Source organism: Bacillus cereus group sp. TH152-1LC, from assembly GCF_027710505.1.
In the GTDB taxonomy this organism is placed as follows: domain Bacteria; phylum Bacillota; class Bacilli; order Bacillales; family Bacillaceae_G; genus Bacillus_A; species Bacillus_A mobilis.
Genome location: NZ_JAQFNK010000011.1, coordinates 1 through 25,954, shown reverse-complemented (window position 1 = coordinate 25,954; position 25,954 = coordinate 1). Strand labels below are relative to the sequence as shown.

Genomic DNA, 25,954 nt, shown 5'->3' with positions numbered 1-25,954 from the left:
AGCACGCCGGTGGACGGCGTGCTTTTTTACTAGATTAATTTAAAAATACTCTTAATTTGTCTCGCGAATAACCAATTTTTCGTACCGTAGTTATCATTTAAACTATCTAAATTGATAGATTGTCCGTTAGCAAACTTTAATTCTAACGTTGTGTTTTTGTCATTTGTTTTTAAGTTGCTATTTGTAATGGCATCATACTTTAGTTTTTCAATTTCAATATATTCGTCTTTTTCTTGTCCGATCACGACATGGTCTTGGAAGAAGAATAATACTTCTACTTTCTTACCGAAACAAAATACATTTTTCGTATAAATTAATGTCGCATTATCAAGTCCGACGCATACTTCTTTCATCTCTTCCACAACATGTCCAAAGTCTTCTTCTTGTCTTGCGTTTGATTCAGCAATCCATTCTTCGATTGTTTTCATGTTAATTGCCATACTGTGCCCCCTGGTTCGTTCATTGCTTTATTTAAAAATAAATACTATATGAAAATATAAGCGATAAGTACTATGTTTTCAAGGGCGAATGGTATATTCGAAATAAAGTTAAATTTCAAAGTAATATACTAGGAGCATCGATTTCATTATATTTTAAACGTTTGAACGAGACATTCTTCATCATCGATTAACTGTTTTTTCTCATCAAATTCGATGTTTAGCTCCCTATATACTTTCTTCCAAAAAGAAACTGCTGGTACATTTTTCACAAGTTCGATAACGAAATACTGCCCTCGTTTCTCTTTTAATACATTCTCAATAACTTGTTTACCGATTCCTTTTCCTTTGTACTGATTCAATATGAAAATGTCATTTATGCTAAAGTCGTTTTCCTTCTTCAAAAACGGGCGTTCCAACAATAATAAAAATCCTACAATACTATTTTCAGCTTTTATAAAATACGGAGTGATTCCATCATTTTCCCAAAACATGTGCAAATCTTCGTATTCAAAAAATCCATTTTCCCCAATCGTTATATTAAGAGTGAATGTCGAGAGGTCATGAAGATATAGTGCATACAAATTACGCAATATTTCTTTTTCTGATTCTTGAACTGTTTGCAGTGTTACAAACATTTTTAATGATCCCCTTCCTTGTACGTAACTATTTCCAATTCTCTTCATTCGACAAAAATAATGATTCCCCTTTAACGAAAAAAATAGCACTTAAAAAGTGCTATTCCGCTCGCCTTGCCGCTTGCTGAATTGGATCCCAAACGCTGTTATATGGTGGTGCGTAACTCAAATCAACATCTTCTAACTCGTGAATACTCATTTTATTAAAAAGTGCCATTGCGATCACATCAATTCGTTTATCTACACCTTCTTCTCCAATTACTTGTCCGCCTAATAGTTGTTTCGTATCAGAGCGATATAGTAATTTCAAATAAAGTGGTTTGGCATTTGGATAATAGCCCGCCATATTTGTAGAATCTACTTTGACTGTTTTATACGGGATATGTAACCCTTTTGCTTCTTTTTCATTTAAGCCTGTTCTTGCCAGCGTCAAATCCATAAATTTAATAATACCTGTACCTAACGTACCTTTAAAAGCCCTTCGCTTATCAAGCATATTCAGTCCAGCGAGTCGCCCTTGTTTATTCGCAGTCGTTCCTAGCGGGATATGGTCATGAATTTCTTTTATAACGTGGTAATGTGTTGCGCAATCACCAGCTGCATATACGTCCTGCACATTCGTTTGCATATATGCATTTACTTCGATTGCCCCTTTATAATTTGTACGTATATTTGTTCCTTCAAGAAAATCAGTATTTGGCTTCACTCCAACCGACACTAAAACAAGATCTGCTTTATACGTTCCTTTATCCGTTTCAATTTGTTCCACTCTTTCATTTCCTTTAAATGCTTTTACATTTTCATTCGTTAAAATTTCAATATTATGTTTCCCTGCTTCTTTATGTATATATGCAGCCATATCTGCATCGTAAATCGTACCGATATGATCATTTCGCTCAATCATTCTTACTTTCTTACCAAGTTCGACGAATGTTTCTGCCATCTCCAGCCCAATCGCACCGCCGCCAATAATGGTTACATCCTCAACTTTATTCGTTTCTAATGTTTTTAATATGCGCTCAGCATCCGGAATTGTTTTTAAAAGGTGAACGCCTTGCAAATCTCGCCCTTCCCATTCTGGCATAACAGGATGCACTCCAGTCGCAATTAATAAACGATCGTACGGAAATTCAAAAACATCTTTCGTCTTCGTATGCTCTGCGTACACCATTTTCTTTTCCGTATCTACTTTCGTTACTTCATGTCGTACTTTCGCATCAATCCCATATTTATCACGAAACGTCTTTACATTACGCGCAATTAATTTTTCCGTAGAAGCGATAGCACCACTAATGACATATGGTAAACCACACTGCGCGTACGAATAAATTTCACCTTTTTCTAACGTCACAACATTTGCAGTTTCATCGTTTCTAACAATTTGCATCGCTGCGCTCATACCAGCTGCATCTCCGCCAATAATGACATAGTTCACTTTACCACTCCTTCTTTTTTACATACTCTTTACGTTTTCCATATTTTATAGAAATAACACCTACTTCCATTGTAAAGAAAGAGAATTTCATCTTCAAATTTGGTGCACAAATCTATGCCTTACCAGGTAGCTGTCGTGTCTTATAAACAACATATTTAATATGCTATAACAGTAATAATCGAAAGTAGAGGTGAAACATGTATGTGTGCCGGCCTTCTCGCCCAAACTCCAGAGGAACCGCAAGAACCGAAACCCGCCGTCTCGCTTGATCAAGAATTTTCTATTAATGCAACATTATACAGCGCTCGCGCTTGGTTATCTAATGATGAGACTTTCGCACAAACGATTTGGAAAGGCTCTCACTTCGCTTCAGCATCACACGCTGGCAAGTCCATCTTACCAATCGGTACTATAAAAATTTTGAACTTATCTGATGATACAATAACAGTTACTGCATCATCAGAATCAGATGATGCCCTCAAAATAGTCGTACCGCCTCATTCTGAAGGTGTTTTAACATCTAGTGCATTATCTGATGTGCAAGCAAGCACATCAGGAGGAGCAAGTAAAGTCACATTCCTCTTTCATATCTTTTTCTCAAGGGATCCTGGTCCAGCTAAAAAACCATAGAAAAGGTACAGTTATGCACTGTACCTTTTTCACGTGTTTTATTCTCTTGATTTGATGAGTTCAGCATTATAAGATTCAATATCTGTTAGCTTTCCTGTAAAATACGGATTTTCCCTATACCAAGACTGGTTTGAAAAGTACGCTTGCATATCTTTCGTTTGAAACATATGTCCATGCCTTGCGTATATTTCGTTTCTAGCAATTTTCAACTGTTCTTTCGATAAATATGTTAAGTCTGCACTCGTTAATTTTCGAATATCACTATCCGGGAAGATGAAACCATTATATACATACCGAGTCGTGGGCGCTGGAGTAACATTATAAACAACTGTTTTTTCTGTACTTTGCTTTTGGAATGGAAGATTATAAGAAGGAAGTGCCGTTACCGTTTCTACCTTCGTCGTTTCCCTTCCATTTTCTCCATTTCGTTCTAAATAAATCGTCGCACTTCCATCAGTTGCTACCGGTCCCCACGTAATTTCTTCTCCCGCTAGCGCTGTGACTGGTTTTTGATTCACGTACAATGTTGCACCAGGTGCATTCGTTTGCACTGTAATATATTGCCCTTGCAACGTTAAATCTATCGTTACGTTATTTTGACCTTGTTTCATAAGTACAACCTTTTCTTCACGTGATAGTTTTACATAATCATTTTTATATTCTGATTGAAACACTTGAGCTCCTGGAAGAAACGGCCCATATTGCTTCTCAAACTTTTTATCATCTGTTTTATCAATTTCTTTTCCGTTCATTTTTAAAGATGTACCTTTTTCACTTGAAAGTAAAGTCGTATAGTATGTCTTCGCTTTCAATTTATACCGATCAAATAAAAAGAAATACTTCCCGTCTTTCGTTAACGAAAAATCTGCTCTTTCGGTTCCGTCCCCTCGTTTTTCACCTTGCCTCAAATATTCTTTCAATTCATTCACGTAAGATGGGGTTTCTTTTATATACGAAAATAGTGGCATTAAACTCTCTCTCGTTACAATAACTGATGGATCATCTGCCGTGACGATTTCAGCTAACTTCTCCCCGTCCCGCTCTTGTACAATAGTAATCATCCGGTCTACTTGCGCAGTCTGCGTATAATACGACGATCCATATACATACAAACCGACAATCGCTATAACAAGTAGTACTAAAAGTGTAATGCCAACTTTTGTACCGCTGCTCATTTTCTTCTTTATTACAGGGTTCTCCCTCTTCTTACCGCAGTTTTGACAAAATTGCACACCGTCTTCAAGCTGAGTCCCACACTTTGTACATACATTCATCCATTCAACCACCTTTTCGTTAGAAGCCAGTTAATCCTCCCGTAAATGTTTGAATTATCATGTTAAAGTAAGACCAGAATATAATCCATATTGCGATTCCGTTTAAAACATTTGCGATAAGAAGAGTGTAAACAAGATCTAATCCACCATTATCTAGTTTTACTATAGCTACAATTATACTAATTGCCGTATAAGTTGTAGCTACCGATAGGAATAACGGTAAGAAAAAGATTAATAGAAAACTAAAAAGAAAAGAAAGAACTAATATCACAATAGCTGGCGTCGCTATCGTCCCCCATATACCGAATACTTCAAGAAACGAAAAAGATGATTTCATCATCTTCCCACTTACAAAAATAATAAATCCGACAAATAAAGTTAAAATTAGTAAAAATAAAAAGACTTTTATAGACTCTCCAAAGAAAGAAGGCGTAGATACATCCGGTGCAAATGTTCTTGTAACATTCGCCGCTGCGCTCATTATTCTATAAAAAATACACGCTCCTAAAAAACAAATAAGTACAAGGCTTGTAATTCCATTTCGTACTTCAACATTTCCACTTTTCATAATCGCTGTCGGTGTTTGTAATGCGTGTTTAAAGAACTGAAAATAGCCACTTGCAAACCGCTTCGCTTGCTCTACCGTTTCATTTGGTCGAGTTTCCTTTGCTTGTGTCGCGCGCGCTTGTTGCTCATCTTCTTCCTGTGCACCACTCGCTACTACTTCCTCCGTCAACGAATGTCCACAATTCCCACAAAACTTTGCCTCTGCTGCATTTTCCGTCTGACACGCCGGACATTTCATTCTCTTATCCCTCCTTGAGCATATACCATATAGGGTGTTACAAATTCAATATATGACTTTGTACATAAAACATGACTACAAGAAAAAGATTCTGAAATCCTTCTTTCAAAAGAAATATATGTGCTAGCAATCTTGAAAAATAATGCTATTATGAAACAGAACAAATAACATTTTTAACAGATTGGATGACTGGCAATGGAATTGGTAAACTCAATTTTTCAAATACTCCTTACAAGCGTAATCCAATTATTTTCTTTAATTGGCGTTATCATTGTAATTGGATTTCTATTAGGCTATTTAGAATCTCTCACACGCATGTATTGGTCGAGAGCTTTCGGGAGAAAAAGATTCCTTTTAACAGCTTGGATTGGTGTCCCTATTCACGAACTTGGTCATGCCATTATGTGTGTACTATTTCGTCATAAAATTGTAGCAACGCAGTTTTTCCCAACAGATACAAGTCAAGGTGCTTTAGGCTACGTACAACATCAATACAATCAAAAAAGTGTATATCAACGAATTGGGAACTTCTTCATTGGAATCGGTCCTATTATTTCCGGTATCACTGCATTAATCCTTTTAATGCGCTATTTCGTACCAAATTCATACTTTTTATTTAATACAACTCTCGAAAAAACAATTACTTCTACTTCTATTAATATAGAAATGGTTCAAAACATGCTCTTGTCGACGTTTGTATTATTGAAAAGCCTATTTACAATAAGTAATGTATTGAATCCTTCCTTTTGGCTATTTTTATTTATCGCCATTTGTATTTCTGCACATATCGCTTTAAGTAAACCAGATATTAAAGGATCAATAGACGGTGTGATCGTCATGTTTATCGTATTATTTTTATTCAATATAATCGCAGGACTATTTCAATACAACAGTAATCAGCTAATTGGCAAAGTGATGAAATATAATATGTACCTCATTGCATTTTCTAGTGTGGCACTGCTATTTTCTTGTATTTCTACACTTGTTAGTTTTGGATTTTATAAAATAAGAGGAGGGCGTTCGTTTTGAACGCCCTCCTTTCCTCAATTATTCCCTTTATAATCACAATGCTCAACCGGCACACGGGCATGTCCTTCTTCATCTGTACACCATGACTGCGACTGGAAGGCAAGGAAGATACCCATCCATTCTTCTTCCTTTTCGAAGTGAATGAGTATACCTCCGTCTTGCCATATACCATTATCACCTTTCCATTTCTCTACATTCCCTTGATTCATATGAATATCGTGTATCCCGTTTCCTGGTTCAAAATGAAAGTAAGAATCTGGTGTATTTTCTTCTGGTCCCCATCTTTCACCGAACGCGTAAATAATTGCTTTTTCTTCTATCGCTCGTTTTATATAACGTTCTATTTTTTCATTTAAGTCATTATCAACTCCTGCTTTTTCAGCAGGTAAAGGAATCATTTGCTTCGAATCAAATACATTACCTCTTACATAGTCTAACGCTACTTTCGGTTCATTGTTTTTTATTTCGGTAAAACCGAATGGTAATGTCGGTAAAATTTGAATCGCCTCTGACCGAATATCGTTACTCGCAAAATATAAAACTTCTGACGGATAACTTTGCGACTTTACGTTAATTGCAATACGATACTCTACTTCTGCTTCGCCTTGTAAATGAACTTGATAATGAGGTGTTCTCCCTTTTCCAATCTTTGATTGTATAACTGTACCTTTTAATACACCGTAGTTTTTTAGGGGCATACATTTCATCTCCTATTCATTTAGTAGAAGCTTTACATATTTAAAACATTATCCAATCGTCAACTACCCCCACTGAGATAAAACATTTCAGTGGGGGCTTGAGTTAGAACACTAGGTCTTTTCGTCTATCGCTAGACAGTTTGACGCTCTAGCATTCATGCTACCATATGGTAACACCCCAAGTATGTTTTTGGTTGGTACTGGCAACGAACTATCGTTTTCCCACTTGCACCACCCTTTCGAAAAAGAGCAGTTCTTCCTTATAAAAGAAGCCACCACTCAGATGAATCTGGCGTGTGCTACAAGCCTCGACAAGTCGAGTACACATGGATGGTTGACGCACCCACTAAGCTATGCGCGAAGCAACAACCTTACGTTTTTGCACTTCTAATAGAATCGGCGTTTTCACTTTGAGATTGTCATCCCATTCTACCACTCTTGATTTTTCCAATGTATTCAGCGCACCATTAATATCAGCGTGAATACATTTCCCTGATTTACTTTGGTACAGACCGCGCGTGATTCGTTTGCCACTAAAGTAATAATGGGTCTTATCATCCTTAGACCAAACCGGAACCGGATCTTTATCAAGAAAACTAGCTTTTGAAGTATAGCTTTCTTCTTGTTTCAAAAATCGGATACCTTCTTTTATACATTTATTCTCAATTGCCGCAATCAGTTTATGAAACGGGATTTGAACAAACTTTTGATTATTCTTTTTTCCCATATCAGATTTTTGTTTCCAGCCAGCGTTATACCCTACGACAATTGTATCTATGCCAAATGCTTTCACTTTTTTGAACAACAGACCTACAGTTTGTGAAATATAACCGTTTATTTGTCGTTCCCGTTTATGCCAAAGTACAGCCATTGTATTCGTTACAACGCGTTTTGAGATTCCGTTTTCAAGATTTTTTTGCTGTAAATTACATATCATTTTATTGAAGTACTGGTTAATGGATTTTAATTTTTTACCATCAATTAAAAATGCATCACCTGTATTGGTTACGCAACTTACTAATCTATCTACACCTAAATCGCAACTCAAAGCGTTACTCGTAGTCGTGGATTGTTGCTTCATTTGAGAAACGTGCATTTCATATGTATAATGCACCTCAAAGAACCGACCTTTTTGCTTCGGTACAATCTCAATGTAGGAGATTTTTTTATTTCTTATATTTTTAGGCATACGTATTTTAATGGAACCGAATTTTTTTCTGAATGCAACATTCATCGGAATCATCCAATACCCGTTCTCATCCACTTTTGGAACTTGATAGATTTCAATAATTCGTTTATCAGTGGAACGAGAATAATTCGGAAACTTAGGACGACCTGTGAACTTCTCAGGATTTTTCTTCCACTGTTCCATTGCTTTAAAAAAGCTTTTTACTTCTGCATATAAGGCTCTACGAATCGCTTGGACAGAGTTTGATTGCATGCCCCAGTAATTCATATCGGCTTGCATGGCAGTGTCCACTTCTTTTACAGTAGCCATCCTGTTATGATTCAGGTAACTTTGTTTCATCGTATACAATCCAACATTTCGCAACGCTTTTGAACTATGTGACATACGCTGAAGTAAACGAAATTCTTTAGCCGTAAGACCAGCTCGTCCGATATTTTGTTTCTGCGTGAATCGTTGCAGCGTTTCTCTTTTCTTTTGTTTCCGTAATACTTTCACCGCTTTCTTTTTAGCCATTGTTTTCACCACCTTTCTTAAAGAATTAACTTATTCATTCCTTTTGGTGCAAGTAACAAAAGGATTATGATTATCCAATTTCGTTATCTTAAGATATATTCCCTCCTTATTTCCGACATATCGTAAGACAAAAAGAAACAAACATTCCCCCGGGAAAATTGTTAAAAGCGAAACAAAAGAGTTCAGCCTTATTGACTGACGGCAATTCATCTCCACCTGAATTGTTGGGTTTCACCCGTAACACAAATCAGATGGAGTCTTCTTGCCGAAAAAGATAAAAAAATCCTCCTACGCTAGGAGGATTTTTAATTTCTCAACATATACCAAACAATAACCTCTACCACTACGAGCAAAATTGCACCAAAAATCATTAACGTCGTCTTCTTTAATAGTTCATTTTCACGATACGGTATATTACATAAGTACGCACCTAGTGTAATCCGTGACGGGCAAGCGATTGTCGCTACTGATGATGCAGTGTTTTGCAGCGTTGTGACGTATTGCCACGGGAGTGCTACGTTTTGTGCTGTTTGCATTTGTAGTTTTATAAACATCGCATTTGATCCTGCGTTACTCCCTGTTAAAAAGCCACCAATTCCACCGATAAACGGAGCAACGAAAACGAAAAATGTACCGAATGTTTCACCAGCTGTTTTTGCCAGTAATGAATGCATGCCAGATTCACCCATTAGTTCTGAAATAGCGATAAACATTGTCGTCGTAATTGCAAATGGAATCCATTGCTTTATCGTTTGCGAGAGTGATTGTTTAATAATATGAGATGGAATGCGGAAGAAAATAATAGTAAATAAGCAAGTCATACCGAGCCAAAATCCTGGTGAATATAGTAGCTCCAGTTTATAAGAGTATGATTTTAAATCAAGGACTGCATATGATCTGAATACATCATGTAATGCTGGTACGAGGCGAGAAAGTAAAATACAAACAGTTAAAAATATATAAGGGCTAATTATTTTTATAATAGATACTTCTCTTTCCGTTGCCGCAGCATGTTCTGTTATTAGATTTTGTTCATTTTTCCCTTTTACTTTAATGATAAGAAAGCCAAATGTAATTGTAACGATAGAACTTAATATACCGGCTAGTTCAACACTTACGTATGCGTTAGAAAGATAGATTCCGAGAGAGAATAATAGAAAGAAACCAAATCCTTCCTTCCACTTTTCCATAACGGCCTGCCAGCCACCAACAACGTGCAAAGAAAGAATGACGAAATAAACAAACATCGGAATGCTTAGTAGTGCCGTATTTGTGCCAAGTGTTGTAAGCGGCATATTTATAAGCTGCGAACCGATAATCGTACCAGTTGCCATTGCGCCCCATGAACTAGCTAGTAAACCAATAAATGAAAGTAGTACAGCTTGAAACGGTTTATAGCCTAATGAGAGAAAGATAGGTGCTGCAACCATGAAACCAATTCCGAATCCACTTACTGATTCAATTAGTGGGCAAATACCAAAACACATAAGGAGCATTTGTAATAAACGATCGTGCGTCACTTCTTCTAAAAAACGCGCTACTTGATCGATGTACCCCATTTTGTTCATGAGGTGAAATAAAAAAATACCGAAAAACAAAACGTACCCGACAATAAAACAAATTAACCAACCTTTAATCGTTGCGTGCACAGTTTCACTTATCCCTAATTGAAACGTTGGCGAGAGTAAAACGATTCCAACAGACACAACGTAAGCAATTAACGAGGACCGTAACGACGTTTGTTTAAATAAAAATAAACAAATAAAAATCATCATAATTGGGATAAGTGCCAACAATATGGCCATGTTATCATCTCTTTTCATTAAAAATACAATTTTTAACTATTATATAACAGATTTCATATTTTTCAATTGTTTTTATAACAGATTCAAAAAAGGAGCCAAACGGCTCCTTTCACTCCCATTTTCTTTTATCCTGAAAAACGCTCTGCTGCCTGATTATTTTGTCTAACACAACAAACACAATATAAGCACATATTACTTGCAATACAACATTTCCAAATTTCATTAATTCAAATGAATGGATCCAGCGAAATAATTCGTTTAATAATACAATCGAAACGATACTAAATAGTTCTATACTAATCGAAAATATACATATTTCTAAAATAGATTGCTCTTGAATACGATTTAAGTTGGAAAAAATGAATACATATCCTAAAAATAGAGCCATCACCTCTATTTTCGTCATGCTAATGAGCCAAGCGTATAGTGGTACAGTTAAAAGAAGATATAGTAGTTTCCGTCTTAGCATGCTTTCTCACCCTCTAAGTTATATGTATTTTCTGTATATTTTAACATTTATTACGTAAAACAAAAAGAAGAGACTTATGCCTCTTCTTTTTGTTTTGTTGCCTGTATTAATTCACATATTTCTTCTCGCTTTTCATTTTCTAACAGCTCAATGACTTTACTTCCAACGACAACTCCATCACATATTGTAATCATTTCTTCTACATGTTCCTTTGTTGAAATACCGAACCCTGCCACGACCGGTAAATGTGTATGGGATTTTACTTTTTCTAAGTAACTATGAATCTCACCTTTAAAGTTTTGACGTACTCCTGTTACGCCCGCTACTGTAACGGCGTAGACGAATCCTTCTGATTCACTCGTAATTTTTTCGATTCGCTCAATTGGGCTCGTTACTGTAACGAGTGGAATTAGCGCAATGTTTGCCTCTCGAAGTAACGGTGCAATAATATTTTGTTCTTCATACGGTAAATCCGGAACGATCATACCGTCTACCCCTGCTTCTATACAGTTTTCGATAAATCGTTCTTTTCCGAATGCGAGTACTGGATTTAAATATGTCATGAGTACGAATGGAATTTGTACTTCTTTCCTTACCTCTATTAATGCTTGAAAAATGCCTTTTACTGTTACGCCGCTATCTAGCGCTCTTTTCCCTGCTCTTTGAATCGTTGGACCGTCTGCGACTGGATCTGAAAACGGAATACCGATTTCAACGATGCTTGCTCCTGCTTCGTCTAAAAAACGAATTCTTTCTTTTAATTTTTCAAGGCCACCATCTCCGCCCATTACGTACGGAATAAATGCTTTCTTACCATTTTCAAACGCTGCTGTAATTTTTTCTACTCCCATTTTTTACACCTCTTCCATATAACGTTTTATACTCTCTACATCTTTATCACCACGGCCAGATAAGCAAATGACAAGTCCTTCTTCTTTCTTCATTTGCGGCGCTAATTTTAATGCATATGCGACAGCATGCGAGCTTTCTAAAGCCGGAATAATCCCTTCTTTTTTCGTTAATAATTGAAATGCTTCTAACGCTTCATCATCAGTAATGGAATGATAAGAAACGCGGCCAATATCTTTTAGCAAGCTATGTTCTGGCCCAACACCCGGGTAGTCGAGTCCTGCTGAAATAGAATGAGCTTCTTGAATTTGTCCTTCTTCATTTTGCAGAAGGTACATCATCGATCCGTGTAAAACGCCAACGCTTCCTTTCGTTAAAGTCGCTGCGTGCTTTTCTGTATGAACGCCTTTTCCAGCTGCTTCGACGCCGTAAAGAGCAACTTCTTCATCGTGTACGAACGGATAAAACATGCCCATCGCATTACTACCACCGCCAATACAAGCAACGACTGCTTCTGGTAATTTCCCTTCTAACGCTTCATATTGTTTTTTCGTTTCGTTCCCAATTACACTTTGGAAATCACGAACAATTTGCGGGAATGGATGCGGTCCGAGAACAGATCCCATAATGTAGTGCGTATCGTGCACATGTGAAACCCAGTAGCGAAGCGCCTCGTTCACCGCATCTTTTAATGTGCCGCTACCTGCTGCTACACTTTCTACTTTCGCTCCGAGTAATTCCATTCGGAACACATTTAATTTTTGACGTCTCACATCTTCTTCTCCCATAAAGATGACGCATTCTAATCCGAGTAGGGCACATACAGTAGCGGTTGCCACTCCGTGTTGTCCTGCTCCTGTTTCAGCGACAACTTTTTTCTTGCCCATTCGTACTGCAAGTAGTGCCTGACCGATTGTATTATTAATTTTATGAGCTCCTGTATGGTTCAAATCTTCACGTTTTAAATAAATCTTTGCACCGCCGCAATACTTCGTCATATTTTCAGCGAAATAAAGCGGTGTTTCTCTTCCGACGTACGTTGTTAAATAATGATTTAATTCCTTTTGAAACGCTTCATCTTGCATCGCCTCTTTATATGCTTCTTCTAGTTCTAATACAGATTGCATTAACGTTTCTGGAACGTATCGTCCCCCGTATATACCGTAGTGACCTTTTTCATCTGGATATGCGTAGTTCATTTGGAACACTCCTTTGCTTTTATAATAAATTGTTTTATTTTCTTTATATCTTTCTTTCCTTCTGTCTCTACTCCGCTACTTACATCGACCATGTATGGCTGAATAGCTCGAATCGCTTCTTCTATATTAAGAGCGTTTAATCCACCAGCTAATATCGTTTTCTCTCGCAATTCTTTTGGCATATGCACAAGTAGTTCCCAGGAAAATGTCTTTCCATTTCCTCCATGAAACTTTTCTTTCGGACTATCAAACAATATATAATCCGTTTCATATGTTTGAGCGTTTTTCATATCGTCCTCTGAAGTTACTCCGAGTGATTTTATAGACGGAATATTCAATCTTCTGATTTGATGATTATCTTCATCCCCATGTAGTTGCACATGCGTTAACCCGCATTCATCTGCAATTTTCTGGATCTCTTCTACTGATTCATTTACGAAAACACCGATTTTTAATACGGTTGCTGGAATCTCCTGAATGATTTCTTTCGCTAGCCTTGGAGTGATTTTCCGCTTACTCTCTGCAAAAACAAATCCAATTGCATCAGCTCCATATTCACAAGCACGTTTTGCCGTTTCAACATCAGTGATCCCGCAAATTTTCACTTTCATATGTTCACCTTACAATCTTCAAAAAAGGTACGAATAGAAGATGATGTCATAAGTGCTTCTCCAACTAATACACCTTTCGCTCCAGCTCGTTTGACACGAATAATATCTTCTTTTGAATGAATCCCGCTTTCACTAATCCAAAGTAATTTCTCCTCGTTTAATCGTTTCCCAAGCTTTTCTGTTTGGCTTAAATCGACTTCGAATGTTTTTAAATTACGGTTATTAATACCGATAACGTGCGGATTTAATTGGATCGCAATTTCTAATTCCTGTTCATCATGAACTTCAACTATTGCTTCTAACCCTTTTTCTATTACGTAGCTATACAACTCTTTTAACTTCTCTTTCGTTAACGCCGCTACGATTAGTAAAATAATATCTGCGCCAGCTTCATACGCTCTATCAATTTGAATCGTATCGATTATGAAATCTTTACATAAAAGCGGAATGTTACTTTCTACTCTTGCCGTTTGTAAATCATGAAACGACCCTTTAAAAAATTGACCGTCTGTTAAAACAGAAACTGCTCCTGCGCCGCAGTCTTCATATGTTTTTACTTGTTTTCGTACATCAACGTGTAAATTGATATCTCCTTTTGATGGTGATGCTCGCTTTACTTCTGCAATGACAGTAAACTGCTGTAATGCTTCTACAAGTGAATGTGTCTTTCTACTTTCTTTTAATGGTGTATATGTTTCATATAATGCCGCAACTTCCTTTTTCTTTTGGTCTACAATTTTGTCTAAAATCGTCCCCACTTTAATTCACCCTTTCTAATTTTTCATTACTTGCTGCAATTAATAAGTTTAGTTTGGCTAATGCTTTTCCAGAGTCAATACTATGTGCCGCTAGTGTAATTCCTTCTTCAATCGTTTCTGCTTTTCCATTTGCGAAAAGAGCTAGACCTGCATTTAATAAAACAGTATCGCGGTAGACACTCTTTTCTCCGCTTAACACGCCAAGCGTAATCTTTACATTTTCTTTCGAATCTCCGCCTCTAATCTCTTCGTTTTTTACTATTGAGAAACCATATTTCTCAGGTTCAATACTCGTTTCTACTATTTCATTATCTTTTAAAATGACAACATGATTTTCTCCTTGTAATGATGCTTCATCTAAAAATCCACTTCCGTTTACGACAAGCGCTTGTTTTCTGCCTAGTTTCTGTAATACTTGCGCAACTGGTAGTAACATATCTCGTTTATAAATGCCAACAAATTGTGTTTCTAAATTCACCGGATTTGTTAAAGGGCCAATTAAATTAAAGATCGTCGGTACATTTAATTCTTTTCTTATTTTCATAATGCGCCTTAATGCCGGATGCATCGCTGGTGCGAATAAAAATGCAATGCCGACATGCTCTAATAAATAATCAATTTCGTTTGGCGTACTACTAATATTTACACCGAGTTCTTCTAATAAATCTGCACTTCCTGTTTTACTAGAAACAGCTCGGTTACCGTGTTTTGCAACCTTTACGCCAGCTCCTGCCAGTACAAATGCCGATGTTGTACTAATATTAAACGTTTGGGCACCATCACCACCCGTCCCGCAATTGTCCATTGCTCCTTGTATATGGTTCGAAAACGGTAATGCCTTTTCACGAAGAGCTCGAACGAGACCGTATATTTCTTCTGCCGTTTCACCTTTTGCTTTTAGTAAGACTAAGAAGGCTGCAATTTCACTTTCCAATATGTTTTCATTTAATAAAAGAAGCCCTGCTCTATACATCTCCTCTTCTGTTAAATGTTGTCCCTCCACTAATTTACGAAGATAGTTATTCATACTCTTTCCTCCTCCTTCACTTCTGTTAAAAAGGCACGTATTAACTTTCCGCCTTCTTCTGTCGCGATTGATTCCGGATGAAACTGTAATCCGAATAGCGGATAATAATTGTGACGAACTGCCATAATTTCTCCGTCATCCATCGCTGTCGCTAGTATGTCAAAACACTGTGGCAAACTCGTTTGCGCTGCAACAAGGGAATGGTAACGCATCGCTGTTAACGGCTGGGTAACGTATGAAAAAATTGACGTTCCGTTATGTTTCACACGGGATGTTTTTCCGTGTTTAATACGTTCTGCTCTTACAATGTCTCCTCCAAATGCTGATATAATCGCCTGATGGCCAAGGCAAATACCTAATATGGGAACGTTCTTATAAAAATGACGAATCACTTCGATACAAATACCAGCATCCTCTGGTTTTCCTGGTCCTGGTGAAAGTACAATTCCTGTTGGATCCATCCCTTCTAGCTGTTCTATCGTTATTTGATCATTCCTTACGACAATAATATCTTCTTCATATTCGCCTAACAGTTGATACAAGTTATATGTGAATGAATCATAATTATCAATTAGTACAATCATTTCATTACCTCCAATAGTGCTCTAGCTTTATTTAACGTTTCTTCATATTCAGCTACTGGGTCTGAATCATAAACAATTCCCGCTCCTGCCTGAACGTATGCTTTTTCATCCTTGACGACCATCGTTCGAATCGCAAGCGCCATATCAAGATTCCCTGAAAAACTAACGTATCCAACTGCACCCGCGTATACATTTCTTTTTTCATTCTCTAGCTCATTTATAATTTCCATCGCTCTAATTTTCGGAGCACCTGACACTGTTCCTGCTGGTAGGCAATACGCTAATGCATCAAATCCACTCATCTTTTTTCGTAATGTTCCGTAAACTTCAGATACAATGTGCATAACGTGAGAGTATTTCTCTACTTTCATATATTTATCTATCGTAACTGAGCCAATTTCACTCACTCTACCTATATCATTTCTTCCAAGATCCACAAGCATCATATGCTCCGCTCGCTCTTTCTCATTTTCTAACAGTTCTTTTTCAATCTCCTCATCTTCCTGCTTCGTTTTCCCTCTCGGCCTCGTACCCGCAATTGGATTCGTCATCACTTTATCCTCTCTTACCGATAACAAACTTTCCGGCGATGAACCGAGTACAACATAATCTTGAAAATCGATATAGAACATATATGGTGACGGATTTGCAATTCGAAGTTTTCGATATAACGCGAATGGATCACCAATACATTCACTTTGCAAACGCTGAGATAATACGACTTGGAATATGTCCCCGGCTCGAATGTATTCTTTCGCCGTTTCTACCATCACGCAAAACTCTTTTTCCGTTATAGAAGAAGTGAATGACAATGTTGATCTTATTTCAGTTACTTCGGCTTCTTCTCCCTTCAGCACTTCCTCTTTGTATACTTGCAATCTTTCATATACTTCTTCATAAGAAGCTGAATCGTCTTCCCTGCATACATATACAAATGATAATTTTTGGCGTAAGTGGTCATACACGATAAACTCACGGTACAGTAAAAGGTGTACCTCTGGAATATTCAATGGATCGTGTAAATCTGCGCCAATGTTTTCATACTGCCGAATGACGTCATAACCAATATAACCAACTGCTCCTCCGCAAAATGGAAATGGACTGTCTACGTGTGCTGACCGGGTTTCTTCTTCTAACACTTGTAGTACGTTACCTTGCAGCTTTTCTGTTTGACCGTAAATCGTTCGTTCCACTTCCGTACCAACGCTTTTCATTTCGCCATATGGATTATATCCTAAGTAAGAATAGCGCCCTTTATCTTGATGAAGCTGGGAGCTTTCTAATAAAAACTTTTTCTTTCCCTTCATACGTCTATATAAAGAAATTGGCGTAATGCTATCTCCTTCTTCTTCAGCGATTACTAAAAATGTTCTTCCCTTTTCTTTTTGCTTCATAAATTCCTCTTTTGTCATCATGCCTTTCACCTCAATCTGAAAAATAAAAAAAGTCCTCTACATATCGAAAATATGTAGAGGACGATAAATTTACCGTGGTACCACCTCATGTTGGATACAAAAGCATCCCGCTTTGTTCAGGTACAAAATATATACCTTATCCTTGTAACGGCGGAACCCGGGTTGCCTACTGAAATAATTGTTCAGCATACCTCTCGTAAGCCCATTCCGTATATGGCACCGCACCGGGCTCCCACCTATCCCCGGCTCTCTGTAACGTCTCCAATATACGTACTCTTCTTACTTAAACGATTTCATTTATTTAATTTTTTGTACACAAAAAGGGAGTACTCATCCTATAGAAAGGACGGGTACTCCCGTGGTGCCACCTTAATTCGTTACAAACGTAACGCACTTTACCGTATCAAAAACAATACGTGTCTCTTGTATCGATGAGATCATGTCGCCAAAGCCTACTTCTTTCGTTTCGGTTTGGAAGCTCCGAAGCCCATTCCACATCAATCCCATACTGATTCGCACCAACCATCAGCTCTCTGACATGTTCATCATGTGTACTCTTCTTCATCAACGCTTGCATTTTTTTAAGTTGCACTCATTATAGACCTAACTTTTTTCATAAGTCAATACTTTTAAAAGAATTTTATTTTTCTCTCCTTTCAATATTATATTGACAAAACAACCTCTTTTTATGTAAATATAATAAATACTCTATTAAAAATAAGGTTTTTTGCATGAATATTATATATTAAAAAAGTAAAACGATGTCAAAAAACGCTTACATTTCTGAAAATTCGTATTTCTGTATGGATTTTTCAGAATAATCATGATAGATTATAAATATGCATAACGCATCAAAAGACATGACAAAAGGAAGGGGAACTACATGAGTACGCAGATGTTAACTTTAACTTCTATCTCTATTTACATGCTCGGGATGTTAGTAATTGGCTATTTCGCCTATAAACGAACGTCCAACTTAACAGATTATATGCTTGGCGGGCGTACACTAGGCCCCGCAGTAACAGCATTAAGTGCTGGAGCAGCTGATATGAGTGGTTGGCTTTTAATGGGCTTACCCGGTGCAATGTTTAGCGTTGGATTAAGTAGTAGTTGGATTGCGATCGGCCTAACATTAGGCGCATACGCAAACTGGATCTATGTCGCTCCTCGCTTACGTACCTACTCTGAAATTGCAAACAACTCTATTACGATCCCAGAATTTTTGGAACACCGTTTCCACGACAAATCCCATATGCTACGCCTAGTATCTGGACTTGTTATTATGATATTTTTCACGTTTTATGTAGCTTCAGGATTTGTCTCTGGCGCTGTATTATTTGAAAATTCATTTGGACTCAATTACCATGTTGGTCTTCTTATCGTTGGTGGAGTTGTCGTAGCTTACACATTATTTGGTGGATTTTTAGCTGTAAGTTGGACAGACTTCGTGCAAGGAATTATTATGGTAGTCGCTCTTATTCTTGTTCCAGTCGTAACAATTATGCACGTAAATGGACTTGGTCCAGCATTTGAAACAATTAAATCTATCGATCCGGCATTATTAGATATTTTTAAAGGTACTTCTGTATTAGGAATTATTTCATTGTTTGCATGGGGCCTTGGTTATGTTGGACAACCACATATTATCGTACGCTTTATGGCGATTTCTTCTGTAAAAGAAATTAAAAGCGCACGACGTATTGGTATGAGCTGGATGATTTTCTCTGTTGTCGGAGCTATGTTTACTGGCCTTATCGGTATTGCATACTATTCAAAAGCAGGTTTAAAACTTTCTGATCCAGAAACGATTTTCGTTGAACTTGGCACTATTTTATTCCATCCACTTATTACTGGATTTTTATTAGCAGCTATTTTAGCAGCGGTTATGAGTACAATTTCATCTCAGTTACTCGTTACTTCTAGTGCTATAACAGAAGATTTATATCGTACCTTCTTTAAACGTTCTGCTTCTGATAAAGAACTTGTATTTGTCGGTCGTATGGCTGTACTTGTTATTGCATTAGTTGGGGGCGCATTAGCGTTTAAACAAAATGATACGATTTTAGCTCTTGTTGGATACGCTTGGGCTGGATTTGGTTCTTCATTCGGACCTGCTATTTTATTAAGCTTATATTGGAAACGTATGACGAAGTGGGGCGCACTTGCTGGTATGATTTCTGGTGCCGCTACAGTAATTATTTGGACTCAATTCGAATTCTTAAAAGAATTCTTATATGAAATGATTCCTGGTTTCACTATTAGTTTACTAGTAATCGTAATTGTTAGTTTACTAACACAACCTTCAAAAGAAGTTGAAGAACAATTTGAGGATTTCGAAAAACAACATAGTCATAATCTATAAAGGGAAAGCTCTGCTGTTATCGTATCAGCAGAGCTTTCTTTTTATCAAAGTTCGACAATCTTCTTCTCAAATTTAACAAATTCTTTATGTTTCGTTAAATTTAACATAACACTACTCCTTTATAGTATGAGTATCAGCACTTATACAGAAAGGGGACTCCAACATGTTAGCAGCTTTCCAGCAACAACAAACACGAAAATTTTCACCTATCACAAATACTTCTGCGTCTTGTTTAAACATACAACCTAATCCACCTAAAATTTCAATTGCTCCTTCTGTTATTTCAGTCATCGGTGTTCATATGGAAAAAAATAAGTTAAAAGTAAGAACTGGACAAAGCACTGAGTTATCAGCTTCCGTTTTACCAATGCAAGCGACGAATAAAGAACTTATTTGGACAAATATGAATGCTGATGTTATCACAATGTATCCAAAAGGTGATACAGTAACGATTACTGGAAAAAGTGCAGGAAGAGCAGTCGTAATTGTCACAACTGCTGAAGGAAAGTTCCGTGACCTATGCATGATTCATGTACAACCTTATATGACAAATCCAAAGTAAAAGAGTGGCTTCGTAGCCACTCTTTTACTTTGTTTCAATATGTGAATTTTTATTTGTAACGAGATTGATGAATTGCTCTTTATCTTTAGGAGAAATAATTTCTGTTTGATGTGATCCATAAATAATTTCAAGTCGATCAAATGATAAGGCATGAGCTGCTACTGGATTTTTCGTATTTGAAATTTGTTTTATATCCCGTATAAATATGCACTTTTTAACGAAACCAGATTTGATAGTAATTGTTTCTTCTCCGACGATATATCTTGTCGAAAACCAACTCCAAATAAATAATATCGCTAATGGAATTGTAAAAAATAAAAGAAAATACTCTCTCCCTACAAATATGGGAGCAAAACACGCTCCAATGACAACGAAAAAAATCGGATATAACCATATATCTTTTTTTGATGGAAATTCCACTACACTTCCCCTCTCTTGATTTAAGTCAATGAATCTCCTCCCTTTCCCTATTACAATGAAAACAACATTAGAATAGGAGGATTTATTATGATTGAACGAAAGTATGCCTTATTTGCTGGCTTTTCTCTTCTTGTTATGGCATTCATTGCACTTTTCTCTTACGGTTTTGTTCATGGAAATCTCGTTGTACAAGAAGGTGCGAGCGCGACATTCCATAATATCCAAACTTCACATTCACTTTTCAAAGCGGAAATCTTCGGTTGGATTATCATTTTCATTACTGATATTGTCGCCGCGTGGGCTCTTTATTTCTTTCTAAAACCAATTCATACTAGCCTCTCATTACTAGCTGCCTTGCTTCGTCTTATGTATACAGCGATACTTGGAATCGCTATATTCAATTTAATATTGGCATTGCTACTTTCAAGAAGTACGATTGCGAATCCAGAAACATATGTGATGTTGTCTCTCAGTGCATTCGAATACATTTGGTCTGTAGGGTTAATCATTTTCGGTTTACATCTTTTCGTTTTAGGTTATGTAGCTTTCCTATCTAAACATATACCGAAATGGATTAGTATACTACTATTCTTCGCGTCTATCGGTTATATCATAATTCACGTCATGAATACGATGTTTTCACAATACGATACGATGATCTCATTCGTACAAACACTGTTCCAATTGCCAATGATTGCAGGTGAACTCGGATTTAGTATATGGCTATTGATTAGAGGTGGAAAAAACGCTACTGTTTGAGTCTTTTCTTAATTCTGCTTAATGATTCTGGCGTAATACCTAGATAACTTGCCAATTGATATTGAGGAACACGATTGATTAAATGAGGTCGTTTTTGTAATAATGATTTGTAGCGCTCTTCTGGTGTAGATGCAATAAATAAGGAAAGTTCTTCTTGTACCTCACCGAAATTGTATTCAATCATTTGACGTGTCATTTCTTCTAATTGTGAATATTTCTTATACATGTCCTTTTCACTACGCAGGTCGCCAACTACAACTAGACAGTCTTCTAAACACGTTAACGTATGCGGAGATGATTTATCTTGTTTATGATGATTAAAATTTACGATTGCTTGTTCTTCTGTATAAAAATTTGATGTAACCTCTTTCCCTCTTTCCCTGTTTCATCTATACAATGTTGCCTAATGCACCCTTTTAATACAAAATAACATTTCGAAGGAACATCTCCTTGCCTTAGGAGCACTGTTCCTTTTTTATATTCTTCAATTTGTAATTCACTGAGGATCATGTGCTGCTCTTCTTCACTTAGTGTTGTAAGGTTCTGCATATATTGCTTTAATATTTCTTCCATTTCCCTCCCCCTTATACGCCCATATCTCTATAAAACAAAAAGAGAAGTATCACAACTTCTCTTTTCTCCTCTTAACATTATAATTCCTGTGTATACGCCGGCTCGTTTACTACATTTTTTGCTGTTCGTTTTTGTTGCTGTAGTAAGAAAACAGATACACCAAACAATACGAGCATGCTACCGATAATTTGCATTACATTTAGTCTTTCACCAAGTAAGAAGAACGCTAGTATAGATGCTCCGACGGGTTCTCCTAAAATACTCATTGAAATTGTTGTTGCATTTACGTAGTTTAATAACCAATTATTAATGACGTGTGATACTGTCGGTACAACCGCAAGTAAAAGAAACACGGTCCAATCCCACTTCGTATAACCTGTAAAAGGCACTTGCAACACTATATTATAAATCCCCATAAAAATACCTGCGAATGCAAAAACTGTAAAGCTGTAAATCCAGTGTGATACTTTCTTTACTGTCGTTTGCCCGATAAATAAATAACCGACAACCGCTATTACACTTAAAAAGGATAATATATCTCCATAAATTGCTTGTTCACTTAGCCCTAAATCTCCCCAACCAATACACATTACGCCTAATATCGCAATTCCCATTGTTGCAATAGCTGAGTATGTTGTTCTTTCTTTAAATAAGAAAAAACCTCCAGCTAAAGATACGATTGGTTGAAGCGCTAAAATAATCGTCGAACTAGCAACTGTCGTATGCTTTAAAGATTCAAACCATAAAAGAAAATGAAGTGCTAAAAAGAAACCAGATCCAATTAAAAATCCCCAATCTTTTAGTTGAATCTTACTAAATTCTTCCCGTTTTTTCCAAACGATAGGCAGCATAATAAGTACGATAATCCATAATCGGTACATACTTAATATGGAAGATGGTGCTGAGGACATCTTTACAAAAACTGCTGCGAATGAAATGGCTATAATGGAAATGGCTAATGGTAGTGCGATCGATCTTTCTTGTTTCAAATTCCGTCTCCCCTCTCACCTGTCAAAAATCCCACTTCATTATATCTGTTTTCTTTCATAACTTAAATACTAATTTTTTAGATTCTTCGTACCATTATGGTAAAATAGAAACGAAAGCACCTATTAGTGAATATTTCTTTCTTTTTCACTACAAGCGTAGCTCTTACAATCATTACAGTAAATTTTTATTTAGGGGGATCTACATGAATCAAACAATCGGGAGAATTGAAGAAATTTCATTTTATAGTGCATCACTTCAAGAAGATGTTACACTTCTCGTTTACTTACCGGTAAATTACACACCACTGCACAAACATACAGTTGTAATTGCACAAGATGGTAGAGATTATTTTCAGCTTGGTAAAGCGCACCGTGTAATTGAGCGCCTTCGTGAAACTGAAGAAATTGACCGTACAATTATTGTCGGTATTCCATATAGAAATGTACACGATCGTAAAGAAAAATATTTCCCAAATGAAGTAAAAAACGCTGCTTATATTCGTTTCCTTGCTCATGAACTTGCACCATATATCGATGAAAATTATCCAACGTACCAAATGGGAAAAGGTCGTGTGTTAATTGGTGATTCTCTTGGCGGAACAGTTTCCTTCATGACTGCACTTATGTATCCGCATACATTCGGTAAAGTCGTTATGCAATCACCATTTGTGGATGAAACAGTGATGAACTTAGCAAAAGACTTCAAAACTCCGGAGGCGCTAGACCTTTATCACGTCATTGGGACAGAAGAAACAGCTGTAAAGCGCACGGATGGACAAGTATCTGATTTCGTAAGGCCGAACCGTGAGCTTAATACGCTTCTGACAGATAGAAATTTCATCACATATTACGAGGAGTTTGAAGGTAACCACACGTGGAAATATTGGCAAACTGATTTACCGAAAGCTTTCTCTCATATTCTATCAATGAAATAATAGAGAGCAGTATTCAGAATAATTTGATATAATAGATAGAGAGATTTGTTTTTCTCAAAATCTAACTAGACTTACAAAGGGAGGAATTGGAACATGAAATTAGGCATTGTAATTTTTCCATCTAAAATGATTCAAGATAAAGCGAACGGATTGCGTAAACGTTATGATCCGCACTACGCATTAGTTCCGCCACACATTACATTGAAAACACCCTTTGAGACGCAAGATGAACACTTAGAATCGATTGTAAACGAATTACATACAATCGCAAGTAAAACGAACCCTTTCACCCTTCACGTCGGAAAAGTTGGTTCATTCGCACCTGTTAATAATGTTCTTTATTTTAAAGTAGAAAAAACACCTGAACTTACTTTCTTAAATGAAGAAATGCATAGTGAATTCTTTACACAAGAACGCGAATATGCTTTCGTACCTCATTTAACAATCGGACAAGGCTTATCAGATGCAGAGCATGCTGATGTATTAGGTCGATTACGTATGAAAGATTTCTATTATGAACAACCAATTGATCGCTTCCATCTTCTATATCAATTAGAAAATGGAACATGGACTGTACACGAAACATTCCACCTTGGAAAGGGGAACAACTAATTTGCACGCACAGATCGTACAAACGGACGAACAACTAAGAGATGCATTCTCTGTACGTAAGCAAGTATTTGTGAATGAACAACAAGTTTCTGCTGAAGAAGAGTATGATGAATTTGAAGAAACTTCAACACACGTTGTTATATATGATAATGATGTTCCAGTTGGTGCTGGTCGTTTTCGAATACTGGATGGAATAGGAAAAATGGAACGCATTTGCGTACTAGCTTCCCATCGTAAAAAAGGCATTGGAAAAATTGTTATGGATGCACTTGAAGCGTATGCGAAGGAAAATTCGCTACCAAAATTAAAGCTGCACGCCCAAACACATGCTGAAGATTTCTATAAGAAACTTGGATATGTAACGAATTCTGATGTATTCATGGAAGCAAATATTCCTCACATCGTTATGATAAAAGAATTGTAATTTGAAAACAGGAGGTATCCCCTCCTGTTTTTTACATTGCTATTTTCTTTTTCTTCCGCTAAAGTTAAATGTTGATGCTATAGTTTTGAAGGTGAATATATGACACAAGAAAAATTTTCACAAAAATCATTAACACACGCTGATATTCCGCGTGCAACATACCATATTCCGAAAACATCTACCCATTTAATTATGGAAGAAGATGCTGATGCGGCGTATTTCCGCGCTCTCGAGCAACAAAATGTTTTTTTAAATGAAAAACAATTAGAAGCCGTACGAACGACAGAAGGTCCTGTCCTTACATTAGCTGGTGCCGGAAGCGGGAAAACATCTGTTTTAACAACCCGCGTAGGTTATTTAGTAAATGTAAAACAAGTTCATCCGCGAAATATTTTATTACTTACATTTACACAAAAAGCAGCTGAAGAAATCAGAAACCGTGTAGCAAATTTACCAGGTATGAATCGTGCAGCAAGTAGCTATGTTGTTGCTGGTACGTTCCACTCTGTCTTTTTAAAATTGCTTCGTAGTCAAGGATATAATCAGCAAATTTTAGCAAACGAAAAGCATAAGCAAATTATGATAAAGAAAATTTTAAAAGAGTTACGCTTAAAAGACGATTATGATGCTGAAACGATGCTGGCTATGATTTCACTTGAGAAAAACAAATTGAATCGTCCGAAAGATGTAAAAGCAAAAACACCCGTTGAACAAGAATTTAAAGAAGTATACGAGCGTTTTGAAGAAGTGAAACAACGATATAATTATATTGATTTCGATGACATCCTATTAGAAACATATTATATGTTAGAAAATAACGCTCCTTTGCTTACCCAATTACAACAACGTTTCCACTATATTGAAGTAGATGAGTTCCAAGTGCGCCCATAAGGGCATTTAGAAAATCTCCTTAGGCAAGAGATGGGAAGTTTACACCTAAACCAATCACCAAC

26 protein-coding genes, 2 pseudogenes and 2 other annotated features are annotated in these 25,954 nt (G+C 36.8%); of the genes and pseudogenes, 9 read left to right on the top strand and 19 right to left on the bottom strand.

Features of this window, described 5'->3' with window-relative positions; genetic code table 11:
- Positions 1-29 precede the first annotated feature (29 nt).
- The 3 genes from PDL00_RS21595 to PDL00_RS21585 all read right to left on the bottom strand — a co-directional run bounded on the left by PDL00_RS21595 (position 30) and on the right by PDL00_RS21585 (position 2,510).
- On the bottom strand, positions 30-440 hold the full coding sequence (locus PDL00_RS21595) for a DUF3908 family protein (RefSeq protein WP_242255515.1): 411 nt from the start codon (positions 438-440) through the stop codon (positions 30-32).
- 146 nt (positions 441-586) lie between these two features.
- The gene (locus PDL00_RS21590) at positions 587-1,075 is read right to left on the bottom strand and encodes a GNAT family N-acetyltransferase (protein ID WP_242255517.1); all 489 of its coding nucleotides are present in this window, start codon (positions 1,073-1,075) and stop codon (positions 587-589) included.
- 100 nt (positions 1,076-1,175) lie between these two features.
- A complete protein-coding gene (locus tag PDL00_RS21585; protein WP_242255519.1) occupies positions 1,176-2,510 on the bottom strand; it encodes an FAD-dependent oxidoreductase in 1,335 nt (444 codons plus the stop codon).
- Between the two features lie 201 nt (positions 2,511-2,711).
- Here PDL00_RS21585 and PDL00_RS21580 point away from each other — a divergent pair, with 201 nt between their 5' ends.
- Positions 2,712-3,140, top strand: a complete 429-nt coding sequence (locus tag PDL00_RS21580) for a hypothetical protein (protein ID WP_242255520.1) — start codon at positions 2,712-2,714, stop codon at positions 3,138-3,140.
- A gap of 38 nt (positions 3,141-3,178) precedes the next feature.
- Here PDL00_RS21580 and PDL00_RS21575 read toward each other — a convergent pair whose 3' ends face one another.
- Positions 3,179-4,414, bottom strand: coding sequence for a TcaA 3rd/4th domain-containing protein (locus tag PDL00_RS21575; protein WP_270731092.1), 1,236 nt, complete (start codon positions 4,412-4,414; stop codon positions 3,179-3,181).
- A gap of 19 nt (positions 4,415-4,433) precedes the next feature.
- A complete protein-coding gene (locus PDL00_RS21570; protein WP_270731090.1) occupies positions 4,434-5,219 on the bottom strand; it encodes a zinc ribbon domain-containing protein in 786 nt (261 codons plus the stop codon).
- 195 nt (positions 5,220-5,414) lie between these two features.
- Between PDL00_RS21570 and PDL00_RS21565 the strand changes: the two genes are divergently transcribed.
- Positions 5,415-6,248 (top strand): hypothetical protein, encoded by an 834-nt coding sequence (locus PDL00_RS21565; RefSeq protein ID WP_270731088.1) that lies wholly within the window; start codon positions 5,415-5,417, stop codon positions 6,246-6,248.
- Positions 6,249-6,262: 14 nt separating this feature from the next.
- On the opposite strand, the gene PDL00_RS21560 is transcribed toward PDL00_RS21565, so the two are convergent.
- The 11 genes from PDL00_RS21560 to trpE all read right to left on the bottom strand — a co-directional run bounded on the left by PDL00_RS21560 (position 6,263) and on the right by trpE (position 17,365).
- On the bottom strand, positions 6,263-6,946 hold the full coding sequence (locus PDL00_RS21560; RefSeq protein WP_270731086.1) for a YukJ family protein: 684 nt from the start codon (positions 6,944-6,946) through the stop codon (positions 6,263-6,265).
- A 346-nt stretch (positions 6,947-7,292) separates the two neighbouring features.
- Positions 7,293-8,648 (bottom strand): transposase, encoded by a 1,356-nt coding sequence (locus PDL00_RS21555; protein WP_270731084.1) that lies wholly within the window; start codon positions 8,646-8,648, stop codon positions 7,293-7,295.
- Positions 8,649-8,953: 305 nt separating this feature from the next.
- A complete protein-coding gene (locus PDL00_RS21550) occupies positions 8,954-10,453 on the bottom strand; it encodes an L-lactate permease (RefSeq protein WP_270731081.1) in 1,500 nt (499 codons plus the stop codon).
- A gap of 109 nt (positions 10,454-10,562) precedes the next feature.
- Complete coding sequence (locus PDL00_RS21545; RefSeq protein ID WP_242255527.1) at positions 10,563-10,922, bottom strand: DUF4029 domain-containing protein; 360 nt, start codon at positions 10,920-10,922, stop codon at positions 10,563-10,565.
- Between the two features lie 74 nt (positions 10,923-10,996).
- Complete coding sequence (gene trpA / locus PDL00_RS21540; RefSeq protein WP_061678772.1) at positions 10,997-11,773, bottom strand: tryptophan synthase subunit alpha; 777 nt, start codon at positions 11,771-11,773, stop codon at positions 10,997-10,999.
- A 3-nt stretch (positions 11,774-11,776) separates the two neighbouring features.
- The gene (gene trpB / locus PDL00_RS21535; protein WP_097816632.1) at positions 11,777-12,970 is read right to left on the bottom strand and encodes a tryptophan synthase subunit beta; all 1,194 of its coding nucleotides are present in this window, start codon (positions 12,968-12,970) and stop codon (positions 11,777-11,779) included.
- Complete coding sequence (locus PDL00_RS21530; RefSeq protein ID WP_242255529.1) at positions 12,967-13,581, bottom strand: phosphoribosylanthranilate isomerase; 615 nt, start codon at positions 13,579-13,581, stop codon at positions 12,967-12,969. Before PDL00_RS21530 ends, trpB begins: the two co-directional genes overlap by 4 nt.
- Positions 13,578-14,339 (bottom strand): indole-3-glycerol phosphate synthase TrpC, encoded by a 762-nt coding sequence (trpC, locus tag PDL00_RS21525; protein ID WP_242255531.1) that lies wholly within the window; start codon positions 14,337-14,339, stop codon positions 13,578-13,580. The genes PDL00_RS21530 and trpC overlap by 4 nt, the downstream gene beginning before the upstream one ends.
- Before the next feature lies 1 nt (position 14,340).
- Positions 14,341-15,366, bottom strand: a complete 1,026-nt coding sequence (trpD, locus tag PDL00_RS21520) for an anthranilate phosphoribosyltransferase (RefSeq protein WP_270731078.1) — start codon at positions 15,364-15,366, stop codon at positions 14,341-14,343.
- Complete coding sequence (locus tag PDL00_RS21515; protein ID WP_242255535.1) at positions 15,363-15,950, bottom strand: aminodeoxychorismate/anthranilate synthase component II; 588 nt, start codon at positions 15,948-15,950, stop codon at positions 15,363-15,365. The genes trpD and PDL00_RS21515 overlap by 4 nt, the downstream gene beginning before the upstream one ends.
- The gene (trpE, locus tag PDL00_RS21510) at positions 15,947-17,365 is read right to left on the bottom strand and encodes an anthranilate synthase component I (protein WP_242255536.1); all 1,419 of its coding nucleotides are present in this window, start codon (positions 17,363-17,365) and stop codon (positions 15,947-15,949) included. Before trpE ends, PDL00_RS21515 begins: the two co-directional genes overlap by 4 nt.
- 53 nt (positions 17,366-17,418) lie before the next feature.
- Positions 17,419-17,662 (bottom strand) — a binding site (T-box leader).
- A 42-nt stretch (positions 17,663-17,704) separates the two neighbouring features.
- Positions 17,705-17,942 (bottom strand) — a binding site (T-box leader).
- Between the two features lie 306 nt (positions 17,943-18,248).
- Between trpE and putP the strand changes: the two genes are divergently transcribed.
- Complete coding sequence (gene putP / locus PDL00_RS21505) at positions 18,249-19,727, top strand: sodium/proline symporter PutP (RefSeq protein WP_242255537.1); 1,479 nt, start codon at positions 18,249-18,251, stop codon at positions 19,725-19,727.
- 163 nt (positions 19,728-19,890) lie between these two features.
- Positions 19,891-20,289 carry an Ig-like domain-containing protein gene (locus PDL00_RS21500; RefSeq protein WP_242255538.1) on the top strand — a complete coding sequence of 133 codons (399 nt, stop codon included), beginning with the start codon at positions 19,891-19,893 and terminating at the stop codon, positions 20,287-20,289.
- 24 nt (positions 20,290-20,313) lie between these two features.
- Here PDL00_RS21500 and PDL00_RS21495 read toward each other — a convergent pair whose 3' ends face one another.
- A complete protein-coding gene (locus PDL00_RS21495) occupies positions 20,314-20,709 on the bottom strand; it encodes a PH domain-containing protein (protein ID WP_242255539.1) in 396 nt (131 codons plus the stop codon).
- 87 nt (positions 20,710-20,796) lie between these two features.
- Here PDL00_RS21495 and PDL00_RS21490 point away from each other — a divergent pair, with 87 nt between their 5' ends.
- Positions 20,797-21,468: a DUF4386 domain-containing protein gene (locus tag PDL00_RS21490; protein WP_270731074.1), complete on the top strand. Its 672-nt coding sequence runs from the start codon at positions 20,797-20,799 to the stop codon at positions 21,466-21,468.
- Here PDL00_RS21490 and PDL00_RS21485 read toward each other — a convergent pair.
- Positions 21,458-22,041: pseudogene (locus PDL00_RS21485) on the bottom strand (Crp/Fnr family transcriptional regulator). The gene PDL00_RS21490 and the pseudogene PDL00_RS21485 sit on opposite strands and share 11 nt — an antisense overlap.
- A gap of 77 nt (positions 22,042-22,118) precedes the next feature.
- Complete coding sequence (locus PDL00_RS21480) at positions 22,119-23,030, bottom strand: DMT family transporter (RefSeq protein WP_242255548.1); 912 nt, start codon at positions 23,028-23,030, stop codon at positions 22,119-22,121.
- Between the two features lie 203 nt (positions 23,031-23,233).
- Here PDL00_RS21480 and PDL00_RS21475 point away from each other — a divergent pair, with 203 nt between their 5' ends.
- From PDL00_RS21475 to PDL00_RS21460, 4 genes and pseudogenes are all read left to right on the top strand, one after another.
- Positions 23,234-23,965 (top strand): alpha/beta hydrolase, encoded by a 732-nt coding sequence (locus PDL00_RS21475; protein ID WP_270731073.1) that lies wholly within the window; start codon positions 23,234-23,236, stop codon positions 23,963-23,965.
- Between the two features lie 93 nt (positions 23,966-24,058).
- Complete coding sequence (locus PDL00_RS21470; RefSeq protein ID WP_097816622.1) at positions 24,059-24,577, top strand: YjcG family protein; 519 nt, start codon at positions 24,059-24,061, stop codon at positions 24,575-24,577.
- Position 24,578: 1 nt separating this feature from the next.
- On the top strand, positions 24,579-25,001 hold the full coding sequence (locus tag PDL00_RS21465; RefSeq protein WP_097816621.1) for a GNAT family N-acetyltransferase: 423 nt from the start codon (positions 24,579-24,581) through the stop codon (positions 24,999-25,001).
- Between the two features lie 99 nt (positions 25,002-25,100).
- Positions 25,101-25,880: pseudogene (locus PDL00_RS21460) on the top strand (UvrD-helicase domain-containing protein); the annotation flags it as partial.
- Between the last annotated feature and the right edge of the window lie 74 nt (positions 25,881-25,954).